Genomic DNA, 18,780 nt, shown 5'->3' with positions numbered 1-18,780 from the left:
CTGGGCCTCAGATTCTTTCCAGGCCCTTGGGCGTCGGGCCGTACGCGCACGCCGCCGGGACGTCACCGAACACCTCGACGGCGGCGTCCAGCCCGGTCAGCCTCAGCAGCTCGCGGACCTGCTCGCCGGGGCCCGCCAGCCGCAGCCTGCCGCCCAGTGCCCCGGCACGCCGCATCCCGTACACCACCACGCCGAGGCCCGCGGAGTCCATGAACGACACCTGTCCCAGATCCAGCACGATCAGTCCGTGATCCTCGGCGGTCAAGGAGTCCACCGCCTCACGCAGCGCCGGCGTCAGGTCGCAGTCCACCTCGCCGGTGAGGACCACCACTGCCCATTTCCCGCGGTCCTCGGACCGTCGCACGCTGGACATCGGAACCAACACGGTGGTTCCTCCTCACCCTGGAATCCCCCCATAGTCGCACCCGGGCCGGGCACACCAGGAGGCATCGGGTGCCCGGCGGCGCTCCTACGGGTTCCCGGCGGCGCTCCTACGGGTTCCCGGCGGCGCTCCTACGGGTTCCCAGCGGCGCTTCTACAGGTTTCCCATCGGCTCGATGTCCACCTTCAGGGGCTCGCCCCAGATGCGCAGGACCTCGTAGTCGGTGAACTCGTGCACCAGGCGGTAGGCCATCGCCGGGCGCGGGCCTCTGCGCTGCGCCGCGAGGTACTGCTCCGCCTCGCGCTTGTCCCGGCGCGGGGTGCCGCACAGCTGCCAGACCTGGCCGTTCCACAGCTCCGGGAGCCAGCGCTGCTGGGGCTGGGGGCGGTCGCCGCGCACCCCGTAGCGGGACTGGGCGCGCTCGGCGGTGCCGTCCGCGCCGGGCGGCCTGCCGTGCGGGTACGTGTCGTTCACCTGGGAGCGGCGGGCGGCGCGGCGGCGCGTCTCGCACAGCAGACACAGGTCGGGCGCGTCCTCGTCGACCGGGCCGTTCGGATGCTCGGCGCAGCGGGTGCTGGGCGCCGCCGCGCTGACGCTGTCCTCCAGCAGGTCGAGGGCCCGCTTCAGGTCGGCCTTGACCTCGTGCAGGCGCGCGTCGGGCGTCTGTGAGCTCAGTGCCTCGCCGTGCTCCCCGACGAGTCGCAGGGCGCGGCCCAGAGCGGTCAGTTGCGCGTGGTTCACAGGGTGCGGTTCCCTTCCGGGTCGTGCGGGGCGGCGGTGTCGGTCGGGGTGGTGGTCATGGCCGGTGCGGCGGTGCCGGTCGGTGCGGCGATATCAGTGCGTTCAGCCTCGCACACGCCACCGACAACGCCGAACGAGCCGAAGAAGTACGTCGCCCCGAACCCCACCGCGTACCCCGTCAGCAGGCCGCCGGCGTAGATCGCGGCGCTGGGGAGCAGGCCCCCGCTCCCCGCCAGCAGCGGAAACAGGGCCCAGCCCGACGGGCCGATCGCCGTCGAGCCGATCCGGTCGCCCAGCATCGAGAAGAGGCCCACGAAGGCGCCGCCCGCCGCGCCGCCCGCGCAGGCCGTGAGGAACGGGCGGCCGAGGGGGAGCGAGACGCCGTAGATCAGGGGTTCGCCCACGCCGAGCAGGCCCGCCGGGAGCGCCGACCGGATCGTCGTACGCAGGGAGTGGTCGTGGCGCAGCCGGACGTACACCGCGAGGGCCGCGCCGACCTGGCCCGCGCCCGCCATCGCCAGCACGGGGAGGAGGACCGTGTAGCCCTGCTGTTCGATGAGGGTGGTGTGGAGGGGGATGAGGGCCTGGTGCAGGCCCAGCATCACCAGGGGGAGGAACAGGCCGCCCAGGATCAGGCCGGCGAAGACGCCCGTCGTGGACAGGAGCCAGGTCGCCGCCGTGCCGATGGCCGACGTGGCCGCTCCGGCCGCGTACATCAGGCCGTACAGGGTCACCAGGCCGGTCAGCAGGACCGTGAGCGTGGGGGTGACGAGGACGTCCAGGGTGTCCGGGACCCAGGTGCGGCACCACTTCTCGACGTACGTTCCCAGGAGCGCGGCCGCCAGCGCGCCGAGGACACCGCCCTGGCCCGGGGACAGCGTCGTACCGAACACCGTCACCTTCGCCACCCCCGCGTACACGATCACCGCCGCCACCGCGCCGCCGAGGATCGGGGTGCCGCCGAACTCCTTCGCCGTGTGGTGACCGACGAAGACCGCGATCAGGGCCATGAAGCCGGAGGCGACGGCGGCGAGGGCGGGGGTGAGGGAGGGCAGCCACCCCAGGTTCAGGAGCAGGCCGTTCACGCCCGCGATGACGCCGCAGCCGATCAGGGCCGGGATCAGCGGGACGAAGATGTTGGCGATCCGGCGCAGGAGAAGGCGTACGGGGGTCGCGTGACGCTGCCGCTGAGCCGCCTTCAAGGCGGCGCCGCGCGCCGCGAGCCGGGCGGCCTCGGTACCGGGAGCGCTACCGCGAGCGGGGGGCTCGGCGGCTACCGGAGTCTCGGAGGTCGCCGGTCCCTCGGCGGCCGTCGGTGCTGCGGGCGTCGGGGCCCCGGCGGTCACCGGCAGCGCGTTCGCCGGTGCCTCGGTGGTTTCCGATGCCAGCAGTTTCTCGAATTCCGGGGTCACCTTCGCGACCGTTCCCGGGCCGAGGACGATCTGGTACGTGTCGTCGTCCACCACCCCCAGCACGGCCGGCAGCGCCCTGAGGGATTCCTCGTCCACCAGGGAGCGGTCGGCCAGGCCCAGGCGCAGGCGGGTCATGCAGTGGGCGACGGAGGTGACGTTCGCGGCGCCGCCGACCAGGGGGAGGATCGCGGCGGCCGTGGCTGAGTGAGGAGTGGTACGCACCTGCCGAGCGTGCTGCTCAGCGGGGCGCCGCCGCGAGCGCCGCGCGCAAATGGCCGTCGCTCTCCTCCAGAAGGCGGGCGGCGGTCGGTCCGTCGACCCCGCCCAGGATCGTGAGGATCGCGTTCTTCACCTCGCCGTCCGTGGCCGCGAGGGCCCGCTCGACCTCCTCGTCCGCCGCGCCCGTCGCCAGGGCCACGATGCGGCGGGAGCGGGCCCGCAGCTTCTCGTTCGAGGCGCGTACGTCGACCATCAGGTTCCCGTACGTCTTGCCGAGGCGGATCATCGTGATCGTCGACAGCATGTTGAGGACGAGCTTCTGGGCCGTGCCCGCCTTCAGCCGGGTGGAGCCGGTGAGCAGCTCGGGGCCGGCCACGATCTCGATGCCGTGGTCCGCGGCCGCCGCGAGCGCGCTGTCCGCGTTGCAGGACAGGCCGACGGTGAGGGCGCCCCGGGCCCGCGCGTACTCGACGGCGCCGATCGCGTACGGCGTGCGGCCGGAGGCGGAGACACCGACCACCGTGTCGTCCGCCGTCAGCCCGAGCCCGGCCAGGTCCCCGGCCGCCAGCTCCTTCGAGTCCTCGGCGCCCTCGATCGACGTCACCATGGCGCTCGGGCCGCCCGCGATCAGGCCCACGACCTCGGACGGGTCCGTGTTGAAGGTCGGCGGGCACTCGGACGCGTCCAGCACGCCGAGCCGGCCGGCCGTGCCCGCGCCCGCGTAGACCAGGCGGCCGCCCCGGGCCATCCGGTCGGCGACGGCGTCGATCGCGGCGGCGATCTGCGGGAGGCGGGCGGCGACCGCGGCGGGGACGGTCGCGTCCTCGCCGTTCATCAGCCGCGCGATCTCCAGGGTGGGCAACTGGTCGATCTCGGCGAGTTCGGGCCGGAACGCCTCGGTCGTCAGCGTCTCCAACTCGGCCTGAAGACTGCGGTGGTGGGACATGGATGTCATCTGGGGTGGCTCTTTCCACGTGCGGTGTGGTGTCGCGCCCCTCAGGGGCGCGGGGAACTGCGCGACCGGCCATGGGCGACCCGCGGCGTTCAGTCCTTCCGGTCTACCGCGGAGCGCTACCGCGGAGTGTTGCGGTGCCGGTGCGCCAGCGCCTCGTACGAGGCGGACAGGGCCGGCGCCGCCGTCTCGTACGTCCGCTGCGCCACTCCCACGAACAGGCAGTCCACGACGAGCAGTTGACTGGTGCGGGACGACATCGCGGCCGGGCGCAGCTCGCTCTCGCGCGCCGTCGACGTGGTCAGGATGTGGTCCGCGTACTGCGTGACGGGCCCGTCCGGACGGCCGGTGACCGCGACCGTCGTCGCCCCGCGCTCGAAGGCGACCCGGAGGGGTTCGATGACGTCGCCGGTCGAGCCGGAGTGCGTGATCGCGATCGCCACGTCCTTGGCGCGCAACTGCACGGCGTTGGTGACGGCGAGGTGCGGATCGCTGTGCGCGTGGGCTATCAGGCCTATGCGCAGCAGCTTCTGCGTGAGGTCCTGGGCGACGAGACCGGAGGCCCCCACGCCGTACACGTCGACGCGGCGGGCGGCCGCGAGGGCGGTAACGGCCGCGCCGAGCTGGACGGTGTCGAGCGCGGCCGCGGTGTCGGCGAGGGTCTGCTGCTCGTCGTACGCGAGCTTGGCGACCACGTCCGCGATGGGGTCGTCGACCGCTATGTCCGCCGTGACGGCGGGCGCGCGGCCCGACTGCTGCTGGGCGGCGAGACCGGCGAGCGCGAGGCGCAGGTCGCGGTAGCCGGGGTAGCCGAGGACGCGGGCGGTGCGTACCACCGTGGCCTCGCTGGTGCCGGTGAGCTCGGCGAGGCCGGTGACGGTGAGGGCGGCGCAGCCGGCCGGGTCGCCGGCGACGGCTTCGGCGACCCGCTGCATGGAGCGGGTCATCGACGGCGCGAGCGTGCGCACCTTGGCCGCGAGCGCGGCGGGGGCGGGCGGCGCCCCGCCGGTCGTGCCCGCGAAAATTTCCTTCACGTCATGGGTCACGCCATGAAAGATATTTTCTGTTCGGAGCTACGGTCAAGAGTGCGCACAATGGATGCATGGACCCCATCAGCCCCCTGGAGCAGGCGTTGCACGCGGCTCGCGCCCTGGTGCTCGCCGATCTGGTCGCGGGCCAGGTCGCCGAGGCGGACGTCGTCTCCCTCGTCGAGGAGTCCGTCGTGGAGCGCCGCTGGTGGCTCGAGCAGTGGCCGGACGGCGCGGACTACGTGGCCGGGCTGGTCGCGCAGGACGTGCAGGACGCGCTGCTGGAGCGGTACGGCCGCTGGCCGCTGTGCCCGGTGTGCGGCGCCGGCGACCCGCACGCGCTCGACGTCGAGCCGGAGCTCGGCCCCGACCCGCACTGGGTGTGCCACAAGGCGGGCGTGAAGGTCGCGTCGGTGGGGACGCTGGGGTCGGCGACAGGCGGGAAGTCGTCCTCGTGACGCTGTACATCGATCCACCCACCTGGCCGGGGCACGGACACCTGTGGTCCCACCTGGTCAGCGACGTCTCGTTCGACGAACTGCGCCTGTTCGCCGACGGGCTGGGCGTCCCCCGGCGGGCCTTCGAGCGCGACCACTACGACCTTCCCTCCCACCGGTACGCGGACGCGGTGCGGGCGGGGGCGCTGGAGGTCAGCAGCCGCGAGGTCGTACGACTGCTGCACGCGTCCGGGCTGCGCAGGCCGAAGCACCGGGGTCCCGCGGGCCCGGTCAGTCGCTGAATACCCCGTCCGAGGCCGACGCGCGACCCTGTCCCTGTCCCTGTCCCTGTCTCTGCCCCCGCTCCCGTTCCCGCCCCCGCTCCCGCGTCTCGCGCAGCAGGATCGAGAGCGGTTCGCGGATTCCCGTCGACACCGGGCGGCGCAGGACGGCCGCACCCCGGCGCTCCACCTCGTTCAGACGGTGTTCCCAGAGGGACAGTCCGGCCCGGACCAGGGGCTGGTAGTCGGGGGTGGCGATCTCCAGGACGCCGTGCGCCTCGGTCAGCGCCGCACGCGTCCTGGCGCAGGTCTCGGCGATCAGCCGCCGTACCCCGTACGTGTCCCGCGCCCCCGCCAGATCGGTCACCGTGACCCCGTGCCGCGTCAGGTCCTCGCGCGGCAGGCACAGCCGCCCCGCACGCAGGTCGGTGTGCAGATCGGTCAGGAAGTCCAGGCGCTGGCTGGCGTCGGCGAAGGGGCGCCAGCGCGCGCGGACGGCCGGGTCGCCGCCCCCCGGGTACTGGAGCCCCGTACTGATCATCAGGAACGGCAGCGTGAGGCGGTCCACGTACGCCTGGTAGGCCGCCTCGGTCTCGAAGCCGGTGAACTCCAGGTCGCCCGCCGTCCCTTCGAGATACTCCAGGACGCCGCCCGGGGACTGCTCGCACACGGCCGCGGTGTGGGCGTAGGCCCGCAGTACCGGGAAGCGGGACCGGCCGGTGTCCAGCGCCGTGCGGGTCGCCTCACGCCATCGCCCGAACGCAGCGGTGCGCACGGCGACGGGGCGCTCGGCGTCCACGATGTCGTCGGTGGCGCAGGAGAACGCGGTGGCGGCCACCAGGTGCGGCTGCAACCGGGCGGGCAGCAGGGCGCGGACGGCCGCGTAGCCGGCGGTCTCGCGGGTCAGGAGCCGCCGGGCGGCGGTGGTGTAGTCGCGGCGCAGTTTGGCTGTCGTGATCCCGGCCGAGTCCAGGGCGCGCTGCCAGGGTGTCCGCACGGCGCCGGACGTCTTCGTCACCTTCACTGTGCCGCTCCGCTGGTCCCGCGGTCGTCGAGCCGCGCCAGTTCCTCCCGCAGGTTCTCCCGGGCCCGCTCCTCCCACTCCCGCTCCCCGTACGGCGTCCTGAACAGCCTGGGCAGGTCCAGGAGTTGGCGCAGTACCGCCGCGCGGCCCGCCCGGAACGAGTCGTCCGGAACGAACGCGTACTCCTCGCGGACCGCGGCCGCGTACGCCGCGTACGTCTTCGGCGGTGCCGCCAGGATCGCCAGGTCGGCATCGCACAGCACCCGGCCGTCGCGGTCGTCGTCGGCCGGGTCGTGGGTGACGGTGAGGCGGACGAGGCGGGCGACCTCCGCGGTCCTCGCCCCGGACACCCCGGCCTCGGGGAGCGCGCGCTCGGCGAGGCGGGCGGAACGCTCCTCGTTCTCCGAGCGGTCGGGGAAGTAGACCGCGTCGTGGAACCAGGCGGCCAGACGCACCACGTCGGGGTCGTCCGCGTACTCCGCCAGCAGGTCGACGCGATCGAGGACCGCCGCGAGGTGCTCGACCGTGTGGTAGCGCCGCTGCGGCTCCGACCAGCGACGCAGCAGGTTCTCGCCGTACGGCGCCGGATCGGGTTGGGCGGCGCCGCCCCGCGCCCCGACCAGGGCGCCGAGCCAGCGGCGGTGCAGTGCGTCGTGATCGACCATGCGCCTCATTCTCCCGTCCGCGCCGGTGGGCCCCTAGCGTGGGAGGCATGACGATCGCAGACCGGTATGACGACGTACGAGACCCCGAGCTTCCCGGCCGCCTCCTGAGCACCGAGCGCGACGCCCTGATTCCCCTCCTGCGGGCCCGTCCCGACGGCGACTTCGCGCTGCGGACCGCCTGTCCCGGGTGGACGGTGCGGCATGTGCTCGCGCACTGTTCGGCCGCGCTGACGCGGGTGGTGGAGAGCCGTTTCGAGGAGGGCGTGTTCAGTCCCGAGGCGAACGAGCGGGACATCGCCGAGCGCGGTGACTGGACGAACACGCAGGTCGTCGACGAGCTGGAACGCGGCATGACCGAGGCGGGGGCCGTGATCGCCAAGGCGGGCGGCGCCCTCGACATGGTCGCGCTCGGCGAGTGGGTGCACGCGGGCGACGTGCGCGAGGCGTTCGGGGAGCCGGGGGCGTACGGGGGCGGCGGGCTGGCGCACGCGCTCCTGCTGCTCGCCCACGTCAGCCGCGAGAAGCGGCACGTCCCGCTGCACGCCGACCTCGACGACCTCGACGAGCCGCTGCTGCTGGGCGACGCGGCCGGGGACCGGACCCCGGCGCGCTACATCGGCGACGCCCCGACCCTCGTACGGCTGTACGCGGGCCGCCCGCTCGTCGGCACGCGGTACGAACTCGCGGGGGCGGGGGAGCGGGAGCTGAACATCTTCGGACGCTGACCGGCCGGCTTCCGGCGGGCACGGCTTTTGGCGGACTCGGCTTCCGGCGGACACGGTGGCCGGCGTTCGCGGTGGCTGGTTCGACCCGCTCCCGGTGATCTTCTCGCGGGCGCGGCGCGTACGGGCGTAGTCTTGGAGATTGGACTAGACCTGTAGCCGCTCCGAGGAGAACCAACGGAAGGGGTCCTATGAGCACGCGTGCAGTCCTGGAGGTGATCGCCCTCGACGCCGAGGACGCGGTCGCCGCCCAGGCCGGAGGCGCGGACCGCCTCGAACTGGTCGCGGACATGTCCGCCGACGGGCTGACCCCGCCGGTGGAGACCTTCGCCCGGATCCGGGCCGCCGTCGACATCGCGCTGCGCGTGATGCTGCGGCCGGCGGACGGGTTCGCGGCGGGGGACGCCGACCGGTTCGCCGCGCTCGTCCGCGCCGCCGGGGAGCTGCGGGCCGCGGGCGCCGACGAGTTCGTGTTCGGGTTCCTCGGTGAGGACGGCGGTGCCGACCTCGACGCCGTGGAGCGGCTGGTCGCCGACCTGGACGGCTGCCACTGGACCTTCCACCGCGCGATCGACCGCGCCGCCGACCGCGACGCCCTGCGCAAGCAGCTCGCGGATCTGCCGGGGCTCGACGCGTACCTCACGGCGGGGTCGGCCGACGGCGTGGACGACGGTCTGCCCACCCTGCTCGCCGAGGCCGCCCGCAGCGGCGAGCCCGGCTACACCCAGCGGCTCCTCGTCGGCGGCGGCCTGCGTCTCGACCACGTCCCGCGGCTGCGCGCCGCCGGCATCGACGCCTTCCACATCGGCGGCGCGGCCCGCCCGGCCGGCTGGTCCGGGCCGGTCTCGGCACAGGCCGTACAGGAGTGGCGGACCGCCGTCGACGCGTGACCGCGCGTGGCCCCACCCGGCCTCGGGTCCTGACGTGACGTCATGTCACGGAGGGATCTCCGCCCGGTAGTTGTTGTGTGCGGAGTGTCCCCCGGCGATCACTGAACCGCCCTCTGCATGCATAGTAGGGACGTTTCCCGGCCAAGCCGGGGCATGACAAGTTTCAGTCACAGGGGGACAAAGCTCCATGCCATCCATACGCCGCCGCGGCGTCACGGCCGCAACCGCCGTGATCGCCGCGGTGCTGGTCACCGCAACGGCTTGCGACAGCGAGAAGACCGACGACGCGAAGGCATCGCCGTCGTCGTCGGCCCAGGCGGACCAGAAGATCGACACCGGTCAGGACGACGGGGACACCACCATCGGGGGCTACAAGCTCCCGGCCGGCGTCCCCACCGACCTCACCGGTGAAGCGTTGCGGCAGTGGAAGAACGGCGGCTGGAAGGACTACAGCAACTGGGCTTCCAAGGCGGAGGATTTCGCCAACCCGTACATCGAGAACTTCTGGACCCCGGAGAAAATGGCCGAGGCGAAGGCGAACGCACCCGCGGTCGTCGACGCGGGCAGCGCAAGCTCCGGCTCCAGCGGCACCACCAAGACGTACCTGCCCGACGGCACGGTGAAGAAGAAGTCGGCCACGCGGGTGGCGGCGAGCTACCACCACTCCGCGCCGCCCGTCGGCAAGCTGTTCTTCAGCAGCCCCCAGGGATCCATGGTGTGCTCCGCCGCCGTGGTCACCGACCCGGCGCACCCCGGCAAGTCCAACCTCGTGTGGACCGCCGGCCACTGCGTGCACGCGGGCAAGGGCGGCGGCTGGTACCGCAACATCGCCTTCGTGCCGTCGTACAACAACGACGCCCGGCTGAACATCCAGCAGGCCTCCCAGAACGCACGCTCCAAGAGCGTCTCCCCGTACGGCATCTGGTGGTCCGACTGGGCGACCACGTCCGGGGCGTGGATCAAGGGCGGCGCCCACCAGGCCACGACGGCCTACGCGTACGACTACGCCGTGCTGCACGTGAAGCCCGAGAAGGGCGGCAAGTCCCTTCAGGAGCAGATCGGTTCGGCCCTGCCGGTGTGGTTCAACGCCCCGTCGGCGAAGAAGATCAAGACGATGAAGGCGCGCGGCTACCCCGCCGAGTCGCCGTACGACGGCTCGAAGATGTACGACTGCCGCGGCGCCACCAAGCGCCTGGTGCTCGGCTACCGCTACCCGAGCGACTACCCGGCCCAGTACATGCTCGGCTGCACGTTGAACGGCGGGGCGTCGGGCGGACCCTGGTTCCTGGCGCACAACGGGCGTACGTATCTGGTGTCCAACAACTCGCTGAGCGACCGCCGGACCTTCGTGTCCGGACCGCGCCTGGGCAAGAACGCCAAGCAGGTCTATCTGGCGACCAGCAACAAGTTCAAGTAGGGCGGCTTCAGGTAGGGCGGCCGGCCTTCGGGCCCGGCGCGACGATCTCGTGACGACGACGTGACGACGACGGGGCCCTCGGCGCCGGTGGGCGCCGGGGGCTTCGTGTGCGTCAGCCGAGCTGGCTCGGCAGGGGCGCCGTGTGCGTCACGATCAGGCCGGAGACCGCACGGGTGAGGGCCACGTACAGGCGGCGCAGGCCCGTCCGCTCGTCCGGTTCGCCGTCGACGACGGCCCGCGGCTCGTCCAGGACCACGTAGTCGTACTCCAGGCCCTTGGCCAGCGACGCCGGTACGAGGGTGAGCCGGGTGTCGTGCGTCGTCTCCTCGCCCGGACCGAGATGGCCGATCCCGGCCGCCGTGAGCGCCTCGGCCAGCGCCGGGACACGTGCGTCGGCGGCGATCAGGCCGATCGAGCCCTCGTTGCGGAGCAGTTCCGCGCAGGCGTCGATCACCGCGGCGTCGGTGGCCGTCGTACGCACCTCGAAGAAGCCCGGGTTCTCACGCACCGACGCCACCGGCGTCAGTCCGGGCGCGATGTGCGGCAGCAGCCGGGACGCGTACGTGATGACATCGGTGGGCACGCGGAAACCGGCCGTCAGCTCCTCGATCACCGCGTCGCCCTTGCCGAGGTGCGCCAGCGCCTCGTCCCAGCTCCGCGTCGCCCACGGGGTCGTGCCCTGCGCCAGGTCGCCGAGCACGGTCGCCGAACCGGTCGTACAGCGACGGCCGACGGCCCGGTACTGCATGGGGGACAGGTCCTGTGCCTCGTCGAGCACGACGTGCCCGAGCGAATGCGTCCGCTGGACGAGGTCGGTCGCCTCGTCGATCAGTACGGCATCGGCGGCCGACCACTTGGCGGTCTTCGTGCTGCGTACGGGCCGCGCCCAGAGGATCTCCTTCCGCTCGTCCTCCTCGAGGACTCCGTCCGCGTGCACGGCGAGGAAGTCCGCGTCGGTGAGCAGACGCAGGACGAGCTTGGCGGGGTCGACGGGCGGCCAGATCGCCTTGACGGCCGCCTTCACGGCGGCGTTGCGGGCGACGGCGTCCTGCACCCGGTCGTCGGGCGCCTCGCCGGACCGCTCCATCTGGACCAGGACGGCGTGCGCGATCCGCTGCGGCAGCGCCTCGCGGGCGGCCCCGTAGCGGATGTCACGGTCCATCAACTCCCGGACGATCTGCTCGAGTTCGTAGGCGGGTACGCGCCAGCGACGGGAGCCGCGCACCACCACGACCGGCTCGGTGGGCAGGGTGACGTGCGAGCGGACGGCCCGCCGCAGCACCTCGGCCATCCGGGCGTCGCCCTTGATGACGGCGGCGGCCGCGTCGTCGGTCCCCCGGATCTCGACATGTGCGACCAGGTCGTCGACCGTGGCCTGCTTGACCTCCAACTCGCCCAGGGCGGGCAGCACTTGCTCGATGTAGTGCAGGAACGACCTGTTCGGTCCGATGACCAGGGTGCCGGTGCGGGCGAGTCGCTCACGGTGGGCGTACAGCAGATACGCGACCCGGTGGAGGCCGACGGCGGTCTTCCCGGTGCCGGGCCCGCCCTGGACACAGACGGAGCCGGACAGTCCCGACCGTACGATCTCGTCCTGCTCGGGCTGGATGGTCGCCACGATGTCGCGCATCGGGCCGACGCGCGGGCGCTCGATCTCCTGCTGGAGCAGCTTGCTGGTGGTGGCCGCCTCGGCCGGGTCGGAGAGGTGCTCGTCCTCGTACGCAGTGAGGTCGCCCGCCGTGTAGCCGAAGCGGCGGCGCAGCCCGACGTCCAGCGGGTCCTTCTTCGAGGCCCGGTAGAACGGCTGCGACACGGGCGCGCGCCAGTCGATGACCATCGGGTCGCCCTCGGCGTCGTGCACATGCCGGCGCCCGATGTAGAAACGCTCGCCCTCGGCGCCCTCCGCCCGGTCGGCGCCCGGGGCGTGCAGGTAGTCGAGGCGGCCGAAGAAGAGGGGGGTGTGGCTGAGGTCCGCGAGCGCCTTGATGCGGTCGTCGATCTGGCGGGCGAGGACTTCGGCGTTGACCCAGTTGGCGGTGACGTCGCGGATGTCGAGGTTCTCCACGTCCTCGCGCATCGCACGCAGGGCCGCACGGGAGCCGGCGAGGTGGGCGCGCTCGCGGGAGAGGGGGTCGGCGGGACTCTCGGACAGGCTGGACACGGGGAGATGCCTCCGGGGCGTGGCGGTGCGCCGGCCGGCTGCCGCGAGGGCGGGTCGGCCGACGGTCGACGGTCGCGTGTGGGTGGTGGCGGTTCTGCCGCCCGGTTTCCGTCCGGGCGGCGGCTCTCCGTGAAGGGAGGCGGGCAGGAGCGGAGATTGTAGGTGACGGGAGGATGCGGGAGCCAACGGATTTATACGGGCGCCGGACCAGGGAACCGGGTGTCCCTGGGGTGGGCCGGGCCGGAGCCCCTAAGGGGCGGGGTCCCTCCGTGGGCGTACGGGGGACGGACCCGAGGTGTACGGCGGGGCCGTGCGGGTTACGTCCTGGGACCGACGCATTCGCCGCGGCCGGATCCATGATGGATGTATGAGCGCAGCGACCTTCTCTCCGGGCCCTGCCCGGCACAGCCCCGCGTCCGGCGCCACCGCCCTCAGGGCCGACGTCCACCACCGCCACCTCCTCGGCGACGCCCTGCGCGCCGTCAAGGTCTTCGCCCGCGCGGCGATGGACGTGGTGCTCCTCGGCGAGTACGGCGAAGAAGCGGGCGTCCACCGCCGGTAGGCTCCGCCGGTTCCGCCGGTGGGTGCCGTGGGCTTCACCGGTTCCGCCGGTGGGTGCCGTGGGCGCCGCCGGGTCTGTGAGCCGCGGCCGGGCCGGGATGCCCGGGCACTAGGGTCCGTTTCCGTGACCCGACGGAATGTGATCGCCCGTACGCGATCTGTAGCGATGGCCCGCGCACGATCAGTAGCGATGACCCGCGCACGATCAGCGGCGTCGGCCGGTACGGGGTCGGTGACATCGGCCGGTACTGGGTCGGTGGCGTCGGCCCGTACGGGGTCGGTGGCGTCGGCCGGTACTGGGTCGGTGGCGTCGGCCCGTACGGGGTCGGTGGCGTCGGCCGGTACACGGTCCGTTGCGGCGGCCCCTGTGCGGTCAGTCGTGGCGGTGGCACGTGCGCGCCGCTTCGTGGCAACGGCCCGTGCGACGGCGCCTGCGCCGGCCCCCGCCCTGTCCCGCCTCGCCCGTCTCCGGCACCCCGCCACCGCGAGCGTCGTCCTTCTCGCCTGTTCGCTCGGCTCCTTCGGGGCGCTCTGTCTCCTCCAGGGCGTGCCCATGGCCGACGCCCTGGTCTACCGGGCCGCGGGCGCCGCCGTGCTGAGCGGTGCGGATCTGTACGGGTTCACGGTCACCGAGTGGGGGTTGCCGGCCACGTATCCGCCCTTCGCGGCGCTCCTGTTCGTACCGACAACCTGGCTTGCCCCGGGCGCCCTCAAGGTGGCCTTCGTCGCCGGGAACGTGGCCCTGCTGGCCGCGCTCGTCCGGCTCTCCGGCCGGCTCGCGGGCCGCCCGGCGCCGCTCCCCGCCGTCTGCGCCGCCACGGCCCTCGCCCTCTGGCTCGAACCCGTCTTCCAGACCGTCCTCTTCGGGCAGATCAACCTCGCCCTCGCCTGCCTGGTCCTGTGGGACCTCACCCGCCCCGGCGCCCGGTGCAGGGGAGCCGCGCTCGGCATCGCGGCCGGGGTGAAACTGACGCCCGCCGTCTTCATCGTGTACCTGCTGCTCAGGGGCCGGCGACGAGAAGCGGCCACCGCCGCGGCCGCCTTCGCCGGGACCGTACTGCTGGGCGCGCTCCTACTCCCCGCCGCCAGCGTCGACTTCTGGACCCGGCGGATCTTCGAGACCGGCCGGGTCGGCAAGGCGTGGATCGTCGACAACCAGTCGCTTCAGGGGCTGGTCGCCCGCGTGCTGGGAGAGCCGTCGCCCGGCCTCGCCTGGGCGCTGCCCACCGCGGTCGTCGCGGGCGCCGGCCTCTGGCTCGCCCGGCGCGCCACCAGCGAGCGCCGGGGCATCCTGCTCGCCGCCTTCACCGCCCTGCTCGTCTCCCCGATCAGCTGGTCGCACCACTGGGTGTGGTGCCTGCCGCTGATCGCCGTGCTGTACGCCGAAGGCCACCCGCGCCAGGCCGCGGCCACCGCCGCGGTCTTCACGGCGCGCACGCTGTGGCTGCTCCCGCACCAGGGCGACCTGGACCTCCAGCTCTCCTGGTGGCAGCAGCCGCCGGCCTCGCCCTACCCCCTGCTCGCGCTGCTCGTCCTGGTTCAGCTCTCCGTCAGGAGCTCGTCCGCGTCCATGATCCGGTAGGCGTAGCCCTGCTCCGCCAGGAAGCGCTGGCGGTGCGCGGCGAAGTCCTGGTCGATGGTGTCGCGGGCGACGACCGAGTAGAAGTGGGCCTGGTGGCCGTCCGCCTTGGGCCGCAGGACGCGGCCCAGCCGCTGCGCCTCCTCCTGGCGCGAGCCGAACGTGCCCGACACCTGGATGGCGACGGTCGCCTCCGGCAGGTCGATGGAGAAGTTCGCGACCTTGGAGACGACGAGGACGCTGATCTCGCCCTCCCGGAAGGCGTCGAAGAGCTTCTCGCGCTGCGCGTTGCTGGTCTCGCCCTTGATGACGGGCGCGTTCAGGTGCTCGCCCAGCTCGTCGAGCTGGTCGATGTACTGGCCGATGACGAGGATCTGCTGCCCGGCGAACTTCCGGACCAGCGCCTCCGTCACCTTCCGCTTCGTCGCCGTGGTGGCGCAGAAGCGATACTTCTCCTCGGTCTCGGCGGTCGCGTACGCGAGCCGCTCGGTCTCCGTCAGATTGACCCGCACCTCCACGCAGTCGGCGGGCGCGATGTACCCCTGCGCCTCGATCTCCTTCCACGGAGCGTCGAACCGCTTGGGCCCGATGAGCGAGAAGACGTCCGACTCGCGCCCGTCCTCCCGCACGAGGGTCGCCGTCAGCCCCAGCCGCCGCCGCGCCTGGAGATCGGCGGTGAACTTGAAGACGGGCGCCGGCAGCAGATGCACCTCGTCGTAGACGATGAGTCCCCAGTCACGGGAGTCGAACAGCTCCAGGTGCGGGTAGACGCCCTTCCGCCTGGTCGTCAGCACCTGGTACGTGGCGATGGTGACCGGCCGGATCTCCTTCTTCGTACCGCTGTACTCACCGATCTCGTCCTCGGTGAGACTCGTCCGCTTCACCAGCTCGTGCTTCCACTGGCGGGCGGAGACGGTGTTGGTGACGAGGATGAGCGTGGTGGCCTTGGCCTGCGCCATGGACCCGGCACCGACGAGCGTCTTGCCCGCGCCACAGGGCAGCACGACCACGCCGGAGCCGCCGTGCCAGAAGTTCTCCACGGCCTGCTTCTGGTACGGCCGCAGCGCCCAGCCGTCCTCGGCCAGCTCGATCGGGTGCGCCTCCCCGTCGACGTAACCGGCGAGGTCCTCGGCGGGCCAGCCCAGCTTCAGCAGCGTCTGCTTGATCTGCCCGCGCTCGGAGGGGTGCACGGCGACGGTGTCGGGGTCGAGGCGGGCGCCGACGAGCGGGGCGACCCGCTTGGACCGGAGGATCTCCTCGAGCACGGGCCGGTCCGTCGTCGTGAGCACCAGCCCGTGGGCCGGGTGCTTGGAGAGCGTCAGCCGCCCGTAGCGGTCCATCGTCTCGGCGATGTCCACGAGCAGGGCATGCGGCACGGGGTACCGGCTGTACTGCACGAGCGCGTCCACGACCTGCTCGGCGTCGTGCCCGGCGGCCCGCGCGTTCCACAGCCCGAGCGGGGTCACCCGGTAGGTGTGGATGTGCTCGGGCGCCCGCTCCAGCTCGGCGAACGGCGCGATGGCCCGTCGGCACTCGTTCGCCTGCTCGTGGTCGACTTCGAGCAGGAGTGTCTTGTCGCTCTGGACGATGAGTGGACCATTCACGCGCGGCACCCTTTCTGCATGGCTCTGTACGGCCAAACCTCCAGTGTGCCGTACCGGAGGATGATCACGCCTGGTCGTCGGCCAGTTCCGCCACTCCGGTGACCCGGTGCAGCGGGTACGTGCGGACCTCGTCCGCCGTGTGGTCGTAGGCAGTGACGAAGCCGCCCTCCACGCGGATCGGGGCGATCACGCGCTGGCTCGCGGTGCCTTCCGCGTTGACGTAGCCGATCCAGACCGCCTCGCCGGTGAGGACGGCGGCCTGCATGGTGGCGAGGGTCTCGGCGGAGCTGGTGCGCGGGAGGCCGCCGTCCGCGCCGGCCGGGTCGGCGGTCGGCTTGCGCGGGGCAGTGGAGGCCAGATCGCCCGCGCGGATGGCGCGGACCGCGGCGGTCAGGAGCGTCGTGTCGGGCACCGGGGGGCCGTCGGGGACCGGCTCCGGGGCCGCGCGCGGCGGGGTGCGGTGGGCGTGGGCGCGGGTGATCAGGACATCGCCCTCGGCGGACTCGGCGGCCGGCGCGAAGCCCATCGCGCGCAGGCCTTCGAGCAGCGTCGCCGGGTCGGCCTGGGCCGCCAGCACCGTGGGGGCCAGCCGGCGCAGCCGGAGTCCGGCGGAGCGCTTGTCGGCGAGGATCTCGTTCAGCAGGGTGTCGTCGTCGCAGCGCACATAGGCCGAGGCCGCGCCGATGCGGAGGTGGCCGTGCTTGCGGGCCACGTCGTCGATCAGATAGGCGAGGGGCTGCGGGACCGGCGTCCGCGAGTGGGCCGCGAGGAACGCGTGCAGGTCCGACGCCGCACGGCCCGCGTCCAGGGCGCGCCGCACGGAGGCGGGCGTGAAGCGGTAGACCGTCGCCCCGCCCTTCGACTCCACGTCCGCGAGCACGCCGAGCGTGTCGGCCAGCGGACGCTCCAGCGGGCCGGGCGCCACCGCGGTCAGGTCCGCCTGGAGCAGGACGTGGTCCAGGGGGGAGGGCAGGAGCGGGGCGAGGAGACGGGTGGCCTCGGCGGCGGCCGCCGCCTGTTCGGCGGGGGAGAGCGGGGCGGCTTGGGGCTCGGCGGGCATGTCGTGGTGCCTGTGGTGGACGGGGAGCTTGTCGCCCGGGCCGGAGGGGGCCGGGGGTTTCGCGGGCGCGGGCGGCGCGCCCAGCAGTGCGCGGCCGTGCGAGGACAGTGCGCCCCGGCCCGTGAACCCCAGCTGCTCCGCCTCGGACAGCGTCCACTCGGCGAGGCGGGTGCGCAGATCGTCCGAGGAGGAGGGCGCCGAGGACGGGGACGGGGACGGGTGGGTGCCGCGCAGCGGGCGTTCCCAGCGCAGTCGGGCCAGTACGGAAGCGGGTGCGGCCGAGGCGCCCTCGGGCAGATCGGCGAGCAGCGCCAGGACCCGGCGGCGGACCTCGGACGCGGCCGAGCGGTCCAGGCCGGGGCCGAGGGCCGACAGGGTGCGCTCCTTGGCGTCCCGGCCGCCGACCAGGCCCGCCGTGCGGGTCGCCGCCAGCCACGCGGTGGCGAGCCGGCTCCAGCGCTCGGCGGCGGGCAGCTCCAGCCACTCGTCGTACGCGGGGGTCGCCGCGTACCGCTCCTCCGCCTCGCCGTCCGACGCCAACAGGCCTGCCGCGTAAGTGAGTTCGACCCAGAAGGCGGCCGTCGGCTCGGGCACGTCGAGGGCCACCGCGGTCCGCTTGAGGTCCCGCACGCTCAGGCCCCCGGCCCGCAGCACGGCCGGACCGCCCTCGTGCCAGTCCTTCAGCAGCTCCTCGACCGTCGCGAGCGCGGTGTACGCCTGGCCGGCCGCCGTCGCGTCCACCAGCGGCGGACGGTGGGTCGCGGCGATCTCGACCTGGGGCGGCAGCGGCTCGGTGGAACGGTGCGCGCGGCCCGCCCGCAGATGGAGGGCCACCTCCCGGGGCAGTACGACCGTGCCGGGCGCCGTCGGCAGCAGCAGCCCGCGGTCGAGGAGCCAGCGCAGCCGCGTCGCGGGGTCCGCGGTGACCTGCCCGTACGGCGGACCCCAGACCAGGCGGGACAGCACGTCGAGCGAGTCGGCGGGGGCCTCGTCCAGGAGCGCGGACATGCGGGTGCGGTCCGAGAAGAGGGCGCCGAGCGACGCCACGGCCGACACCGCGTCGTGCGTGGTCGGCAGCCCGGCGGCCGTCAGGATCTCCTGCACCCGGCCCGGGGACATGCCCGCCGTGGCCTCCGCGACCGTGGGGCCGAGGCCGGTCGGGGACGGGTGCTGGGGGGAGGGCGCGAGCAGTTCGCGGGCCGTGCGGACGAGGCGGAGCCGGTCGTCGGAGCCCCAGACGAGGGCCTGGTCCCGCAGGGCGGCGAGGGCCCGCGGGAGGGCGTTCGTGACGGCCCGGTCGGCGTCGTCGCCCGCCATCAGGGCGAGGAGTTCGTCGTACGTCGCCGGGTCGGGGGCCACGGCGAGGGCCTCCGCCGTCTGGAGCGTGAACCGGTCGAGCCGCTCCAGGGCGCGTACGACGCTGGCGCGGGTGCCGGCGCGGGTCGCGAGCTGGGTGAGGTCGGTGGGGACGGGGGTGATGAGGTCCGGGCGGGCGCGGAGGAGGGCGGACAGGGACGCGTCGTCCCGCGCGCGGAGCGCTTCCGCGAGGGAACGGGGGGCTGCCGCCGGCTTGTCCTCGTTGCTCATCCGATCCACGTTAGCGGGTGGGGGTGACGGCGGGGGTGCGCGTCCGCGAACGCCGGAC

At 73.4% G+C, this 18,780-nt stretch carries 17 protein-coding genes; 7 read left to right on the top strand and 10 right to left on the bottom strand.

Annotated features, from left to right (window positions below):
• Window positions 1-7: 7 nt before the first annotated feature.
• The 5 genes from GTY58_RS20510 to GTY58_RS20490 form a co-directional block, all read right to left on the bottom strand.
• Window positions 8-364 carry an STAS domain-containing protein gene (locus tag GTY58_RS20510; RefSeq protein WP_159045180.1) on the bottom strand — a complete coding sequence of 119 codons (357 nt, stop codon included), beginning with the start codon at window positions 362-364 and terminating at the stop codon, window positions 8-10.
• Between the two features lie 171 nt (window positions 365-535).
• A complete protein-coding gene (locus GTY58_RS20505) occupies window positions 536-1,123 on the bottom strand; it encodes a hypothetical protein (protein WP_010985357.1) in 588 nt (195 codons plus the stop codon).
• Window positions 1,120-2,757 (bottom strand): PTS transporter subunit EIIC, encoded by a 1,638-nt coding sequence (locus GTY58_RS20500; protein ID WP_010985356.1) that lies wholly within the window; start codon window positions 2,755-2,757, stop codon window positions 1,120-1,122. Before GTY58_RS20500 ends, GTY58_RS20505 begins: the two co-directional genes overlap by 4 nt.
• Before the next feature lie 16 nt (window positions 2,758-2,773).
• Window positions 2,774-3,709, bottom strand: coding sequence for an N-acetylmuramic acid 6-phosphate etherase (murQ, locus tag GTY58_RS20495; RefSeq protein WP_010985355.1), 936 nt, complete (start codon window positions 3,707-3,709; stop codon window positions 2,774-2,776).
• A 116-nt stretch (window positions 3,710-3,825) separates the two neighbouring features.
• A complete protein-coding gene (locus GTY58_RS20490; RefSeq protein WP_010985354.1) occupies window positions 3,826-4,752 on the bottom strand; it encodes a MurR/RpiR family transcriptional regulator in 927 nt (308 codons plus the stop codon).
• A 56-nt stretch (window positions 4,753-4,808) separates the two neighbouring features.
• On the opposite strand from GTY58_RS20490, the gene GTY58_RS20485 reads away from it, so the two are divergent.
• Both GTY58_RS20485 and GTY58_RS20480 read left to right on the top strand, forming a co-directional pair.
• Window positions 4,809-5,192 (top strand): hypothetical protein, encoded by a 384-nt coding sequence (locus GTY58_RS20485; RefSeq protein ID WP_010985353.1) that lies wholly within the window; start codon window positions 4,809-4,811, stop codon window positions 5,190-5,192.
• Window positions 5,189-5,473: a DUF4031 domain-containing protein gene (locus tag GTY58_RS20480; RefSeq protein WP_010985352.1), complete on the top strand. Its 285-nt coding sequence runs from the start codon at window positions 5,189-5,191 to the stop codon at window positions 5,471-5,473. The genes GTY58_RS20485 and GTY58_RS20480 overlap by 4 nt, the downstream gene beginning before the upstream one ends.
• On the opposite strand, the gene GTY58_RS20475 is transcribed toward GTY58_RS20480, so the two are convergent.
• Entirely contained in the window at window positions 5,463-6,470 is a 1,008-nt protein-coding gene (locus GTY58_RS20475; RefSeq protein WP_159028996.1) for a phytoene/squalene synthase family protein, read from the bottom strand. The genes GTY58_RS20480 and GTY58_RS20475 overlap by 11 nt on opposite strands.
• 2 nt (window positions 6,471-6,472) lie before the next feature.
• Entirely contained in the window at window positions 6,473-7,141 is a 669-nt protein-coding gene (locus GTY58_RS20470; protein ID WP_037644679.1) for a hypothetical protein, read from the bottom strand.
• Between the two features lie 47 nt (window positions 7,142-7,188).
• On the opposite strand from GTY58_RS20470, the gene GTY58_RS20465 reads away from it, so the two are divergent.
• From GTY58_RS20465 to GTY58_RS20455, 3 genes are all read left to right on the top strand, one after another.
• Window positions 7,189-7,866: a maleylpyruvate isomerase family mycothiol-dependent enzyme gene (locus tag GTY58_RS20465; protein WP_010985349.1), complete on the top strand. Its 678-nt coding sequence runs from the start codon at window positions 7,189-7,191 to the stop codon at window positions 7,864-7,866.
• A 188-nt stretch (window positions 7,867-8,054) separates the two neighbouring features.
• Entirely contained in the window at window positions 8,055-8,753 is a 699-nt protein-coding gene (locus tag GTY58_RS20460; RefSeq protein ID WP_010985348.1) for a copper homeostasis protein CutC, read from the top strand.
• A 187-nt stretch (window positions 8,754-8,940) separates the two neighbouring features.
• Window positions 8,941-10,170 carry a hypothetical protein gene (locus tag GTY58_RS20455; protein ID WP_010985347.1) on the top strand — a complete coding sequence of 410 codons (1,230 nt, stop codon included), beginning with the start codon at window positions 8,941-8,943 and terminating at the stop codon, window positions 10,168-10,170.
• A gap of 112 nt (window positions 10,171-10,282) precedes the next feature.
• Here GTY58_RS20455 and GTY58_RS20450 read toward each other — a convergent pair whose 3' ends face one another.
• The gene (locus GTY58_RS20450) at window positions 10,283-12,331 is read right to left on the bottom strand and encodes an ATP-binding domain-containing protein (protein WP_010985346.1); all 2,049 of its coding nucleotides are present in this window, start codon (window positions 12,329-12,331) and stop codon (window positions 10,283-10,285) included.
• A 367-nt stretch (window positions 12,332-12,698) separates the two neighbouring features.
• On the opposite strand from GTY58_RS20450, the gene GTY58_RS20445 reads away from it, so the two are divergent.
• Complete coding sequence (locus GTY58_RS20445; RefSeq protein WP_037644680.1) at window positions 12,699-12,893, top strand: hypothetical protein; 195 nt, start codon at window positions 12,699-12,701, stop codon at window positions 12,891-12,893.
• Window positions 12,894-13,445: 552 nt separating this feature from the next.
• Window positions 13,446-14,474 carry a glycosyltransferase 87 family protein gene (locus GTY58_RS20440; protein ID WP_078234476.1) on the top strand — a complete coding sequence of 343 codons (1,029 nt, stop codon included), beginning with the start codon at window positions 13,446-13,448 and terminating at the stop codon, window positions 14,472-14,474.
• Here the strand turns inward: GTY58_RS20440 and GTY58_RS20435 are convergent.
• Together GTY58_RS20435 and GTY58_RS20430 are read right to left on the bottom strand one after the other, a co-directional pair.
• Complete coding sequence (locus GTY58_RS20435; RefSeq protein ID WP_010985343.1) at window positions 14,432-16,075, bottom strand: DNA repair helicase XPB; 1,644 nt, start codon at window positions 16,073-16,075, stop codon at window positions 14,432-14,434. The genes GTY58_RS20440 and GTY58_RS20435 overlap by 43 nt on opposite strands.
• Before the next feature lie 64 nt (window positions 16,076-16,139).
• Window positions 16,140-18,722 (bottom strand): helicase C-terminal domain-containing protein, encoded by a 2,583-nt coding sequence (locus GTY58_RS20430; protein WP_010985342.1) that lies wholly within the window; start codon window positions 18,720-18,722, stop codon window positions 16,140-16,142.
• Window positions 18,723-18,780: the final 58 nt, after the last annotated feature.

The organism is Streptomyces sp. SID5469 (genome assembly GCF_009862865.1).
Classification (GTDB): domain Bacteria; phylum Actinomycetota; class Actinomycetes; order Streptomycetales; family Streptomycetaceae; genus Streptomyces; species Streptomyces avermitilis.
Note: the sequence above shows the minus strand (reverse complement) of the source record. Positions and strands in the feature narration are given on the sequence as shown.

Coding starts and splice junctions, on each gene's coding strand:
- GTY58_RS20430 (WP_010985342.1), bottom strand. CDS start 18,722: ATGAGCAACGAGGACAAGCCGGCGGCAGCCCCCCGTTCCCTCGCGGAA.
- GTY58_RS20455 (WP_010985347.1), top strand. CDS start 8,941: ATGCCATCCATACGCCGCCGCGGCGTCACGGCCGCAACCGCCGTGATC.
- GTY58_RS20440 (WP_078234476.1), top strand. CDS start 13,446: ATGGCCGACGCCCTGGTCTACCGGGCCGCGGGCGCCGCCGTGCTGAGC.
- murQ (WP_010985355.1), bottom strand. CDS start 3,709: ATGACATCCATGTCCCACCACCGCAGTCTTCAGGCCGAGTTGGAGACG.
- GTY58_RS20485 (WP_010985353.1), top strand. CDS start 4,809: ATGGACCCCATCAGCCCCCTGGAGCAGGCGTTGCACGCGGCTCGCGCC.
- GTY58_RS20470 (WP_037644679.1), bottom strand. CDS start 7,141: ATGGTCGATCACGACGCACTGCACCGCCGCTGGCTCGGCGCCCTGGTC.
- GTY58_RS20465 (WP_010985349.1), top strand. CDS start 7,189: ATGACGATCGCAGACCGGTATGACGACGTACGAGACCCCGAGCTTCCC.
- GTY58_RS20460 (WP_010985348.1), top strand. CDS start 8,055: ATGAGCACGCGTGCAGTCCTGGAGGTGATCGCCCTCGACGCCGAGGAC.
- GTY58_RS20445 (WP_037644680.1), top strand. CDS start 12,699: ATGAGCGCAGCGACCTTCTCTCCGGGCCCTGCCCGGCACAGCCCCGCG.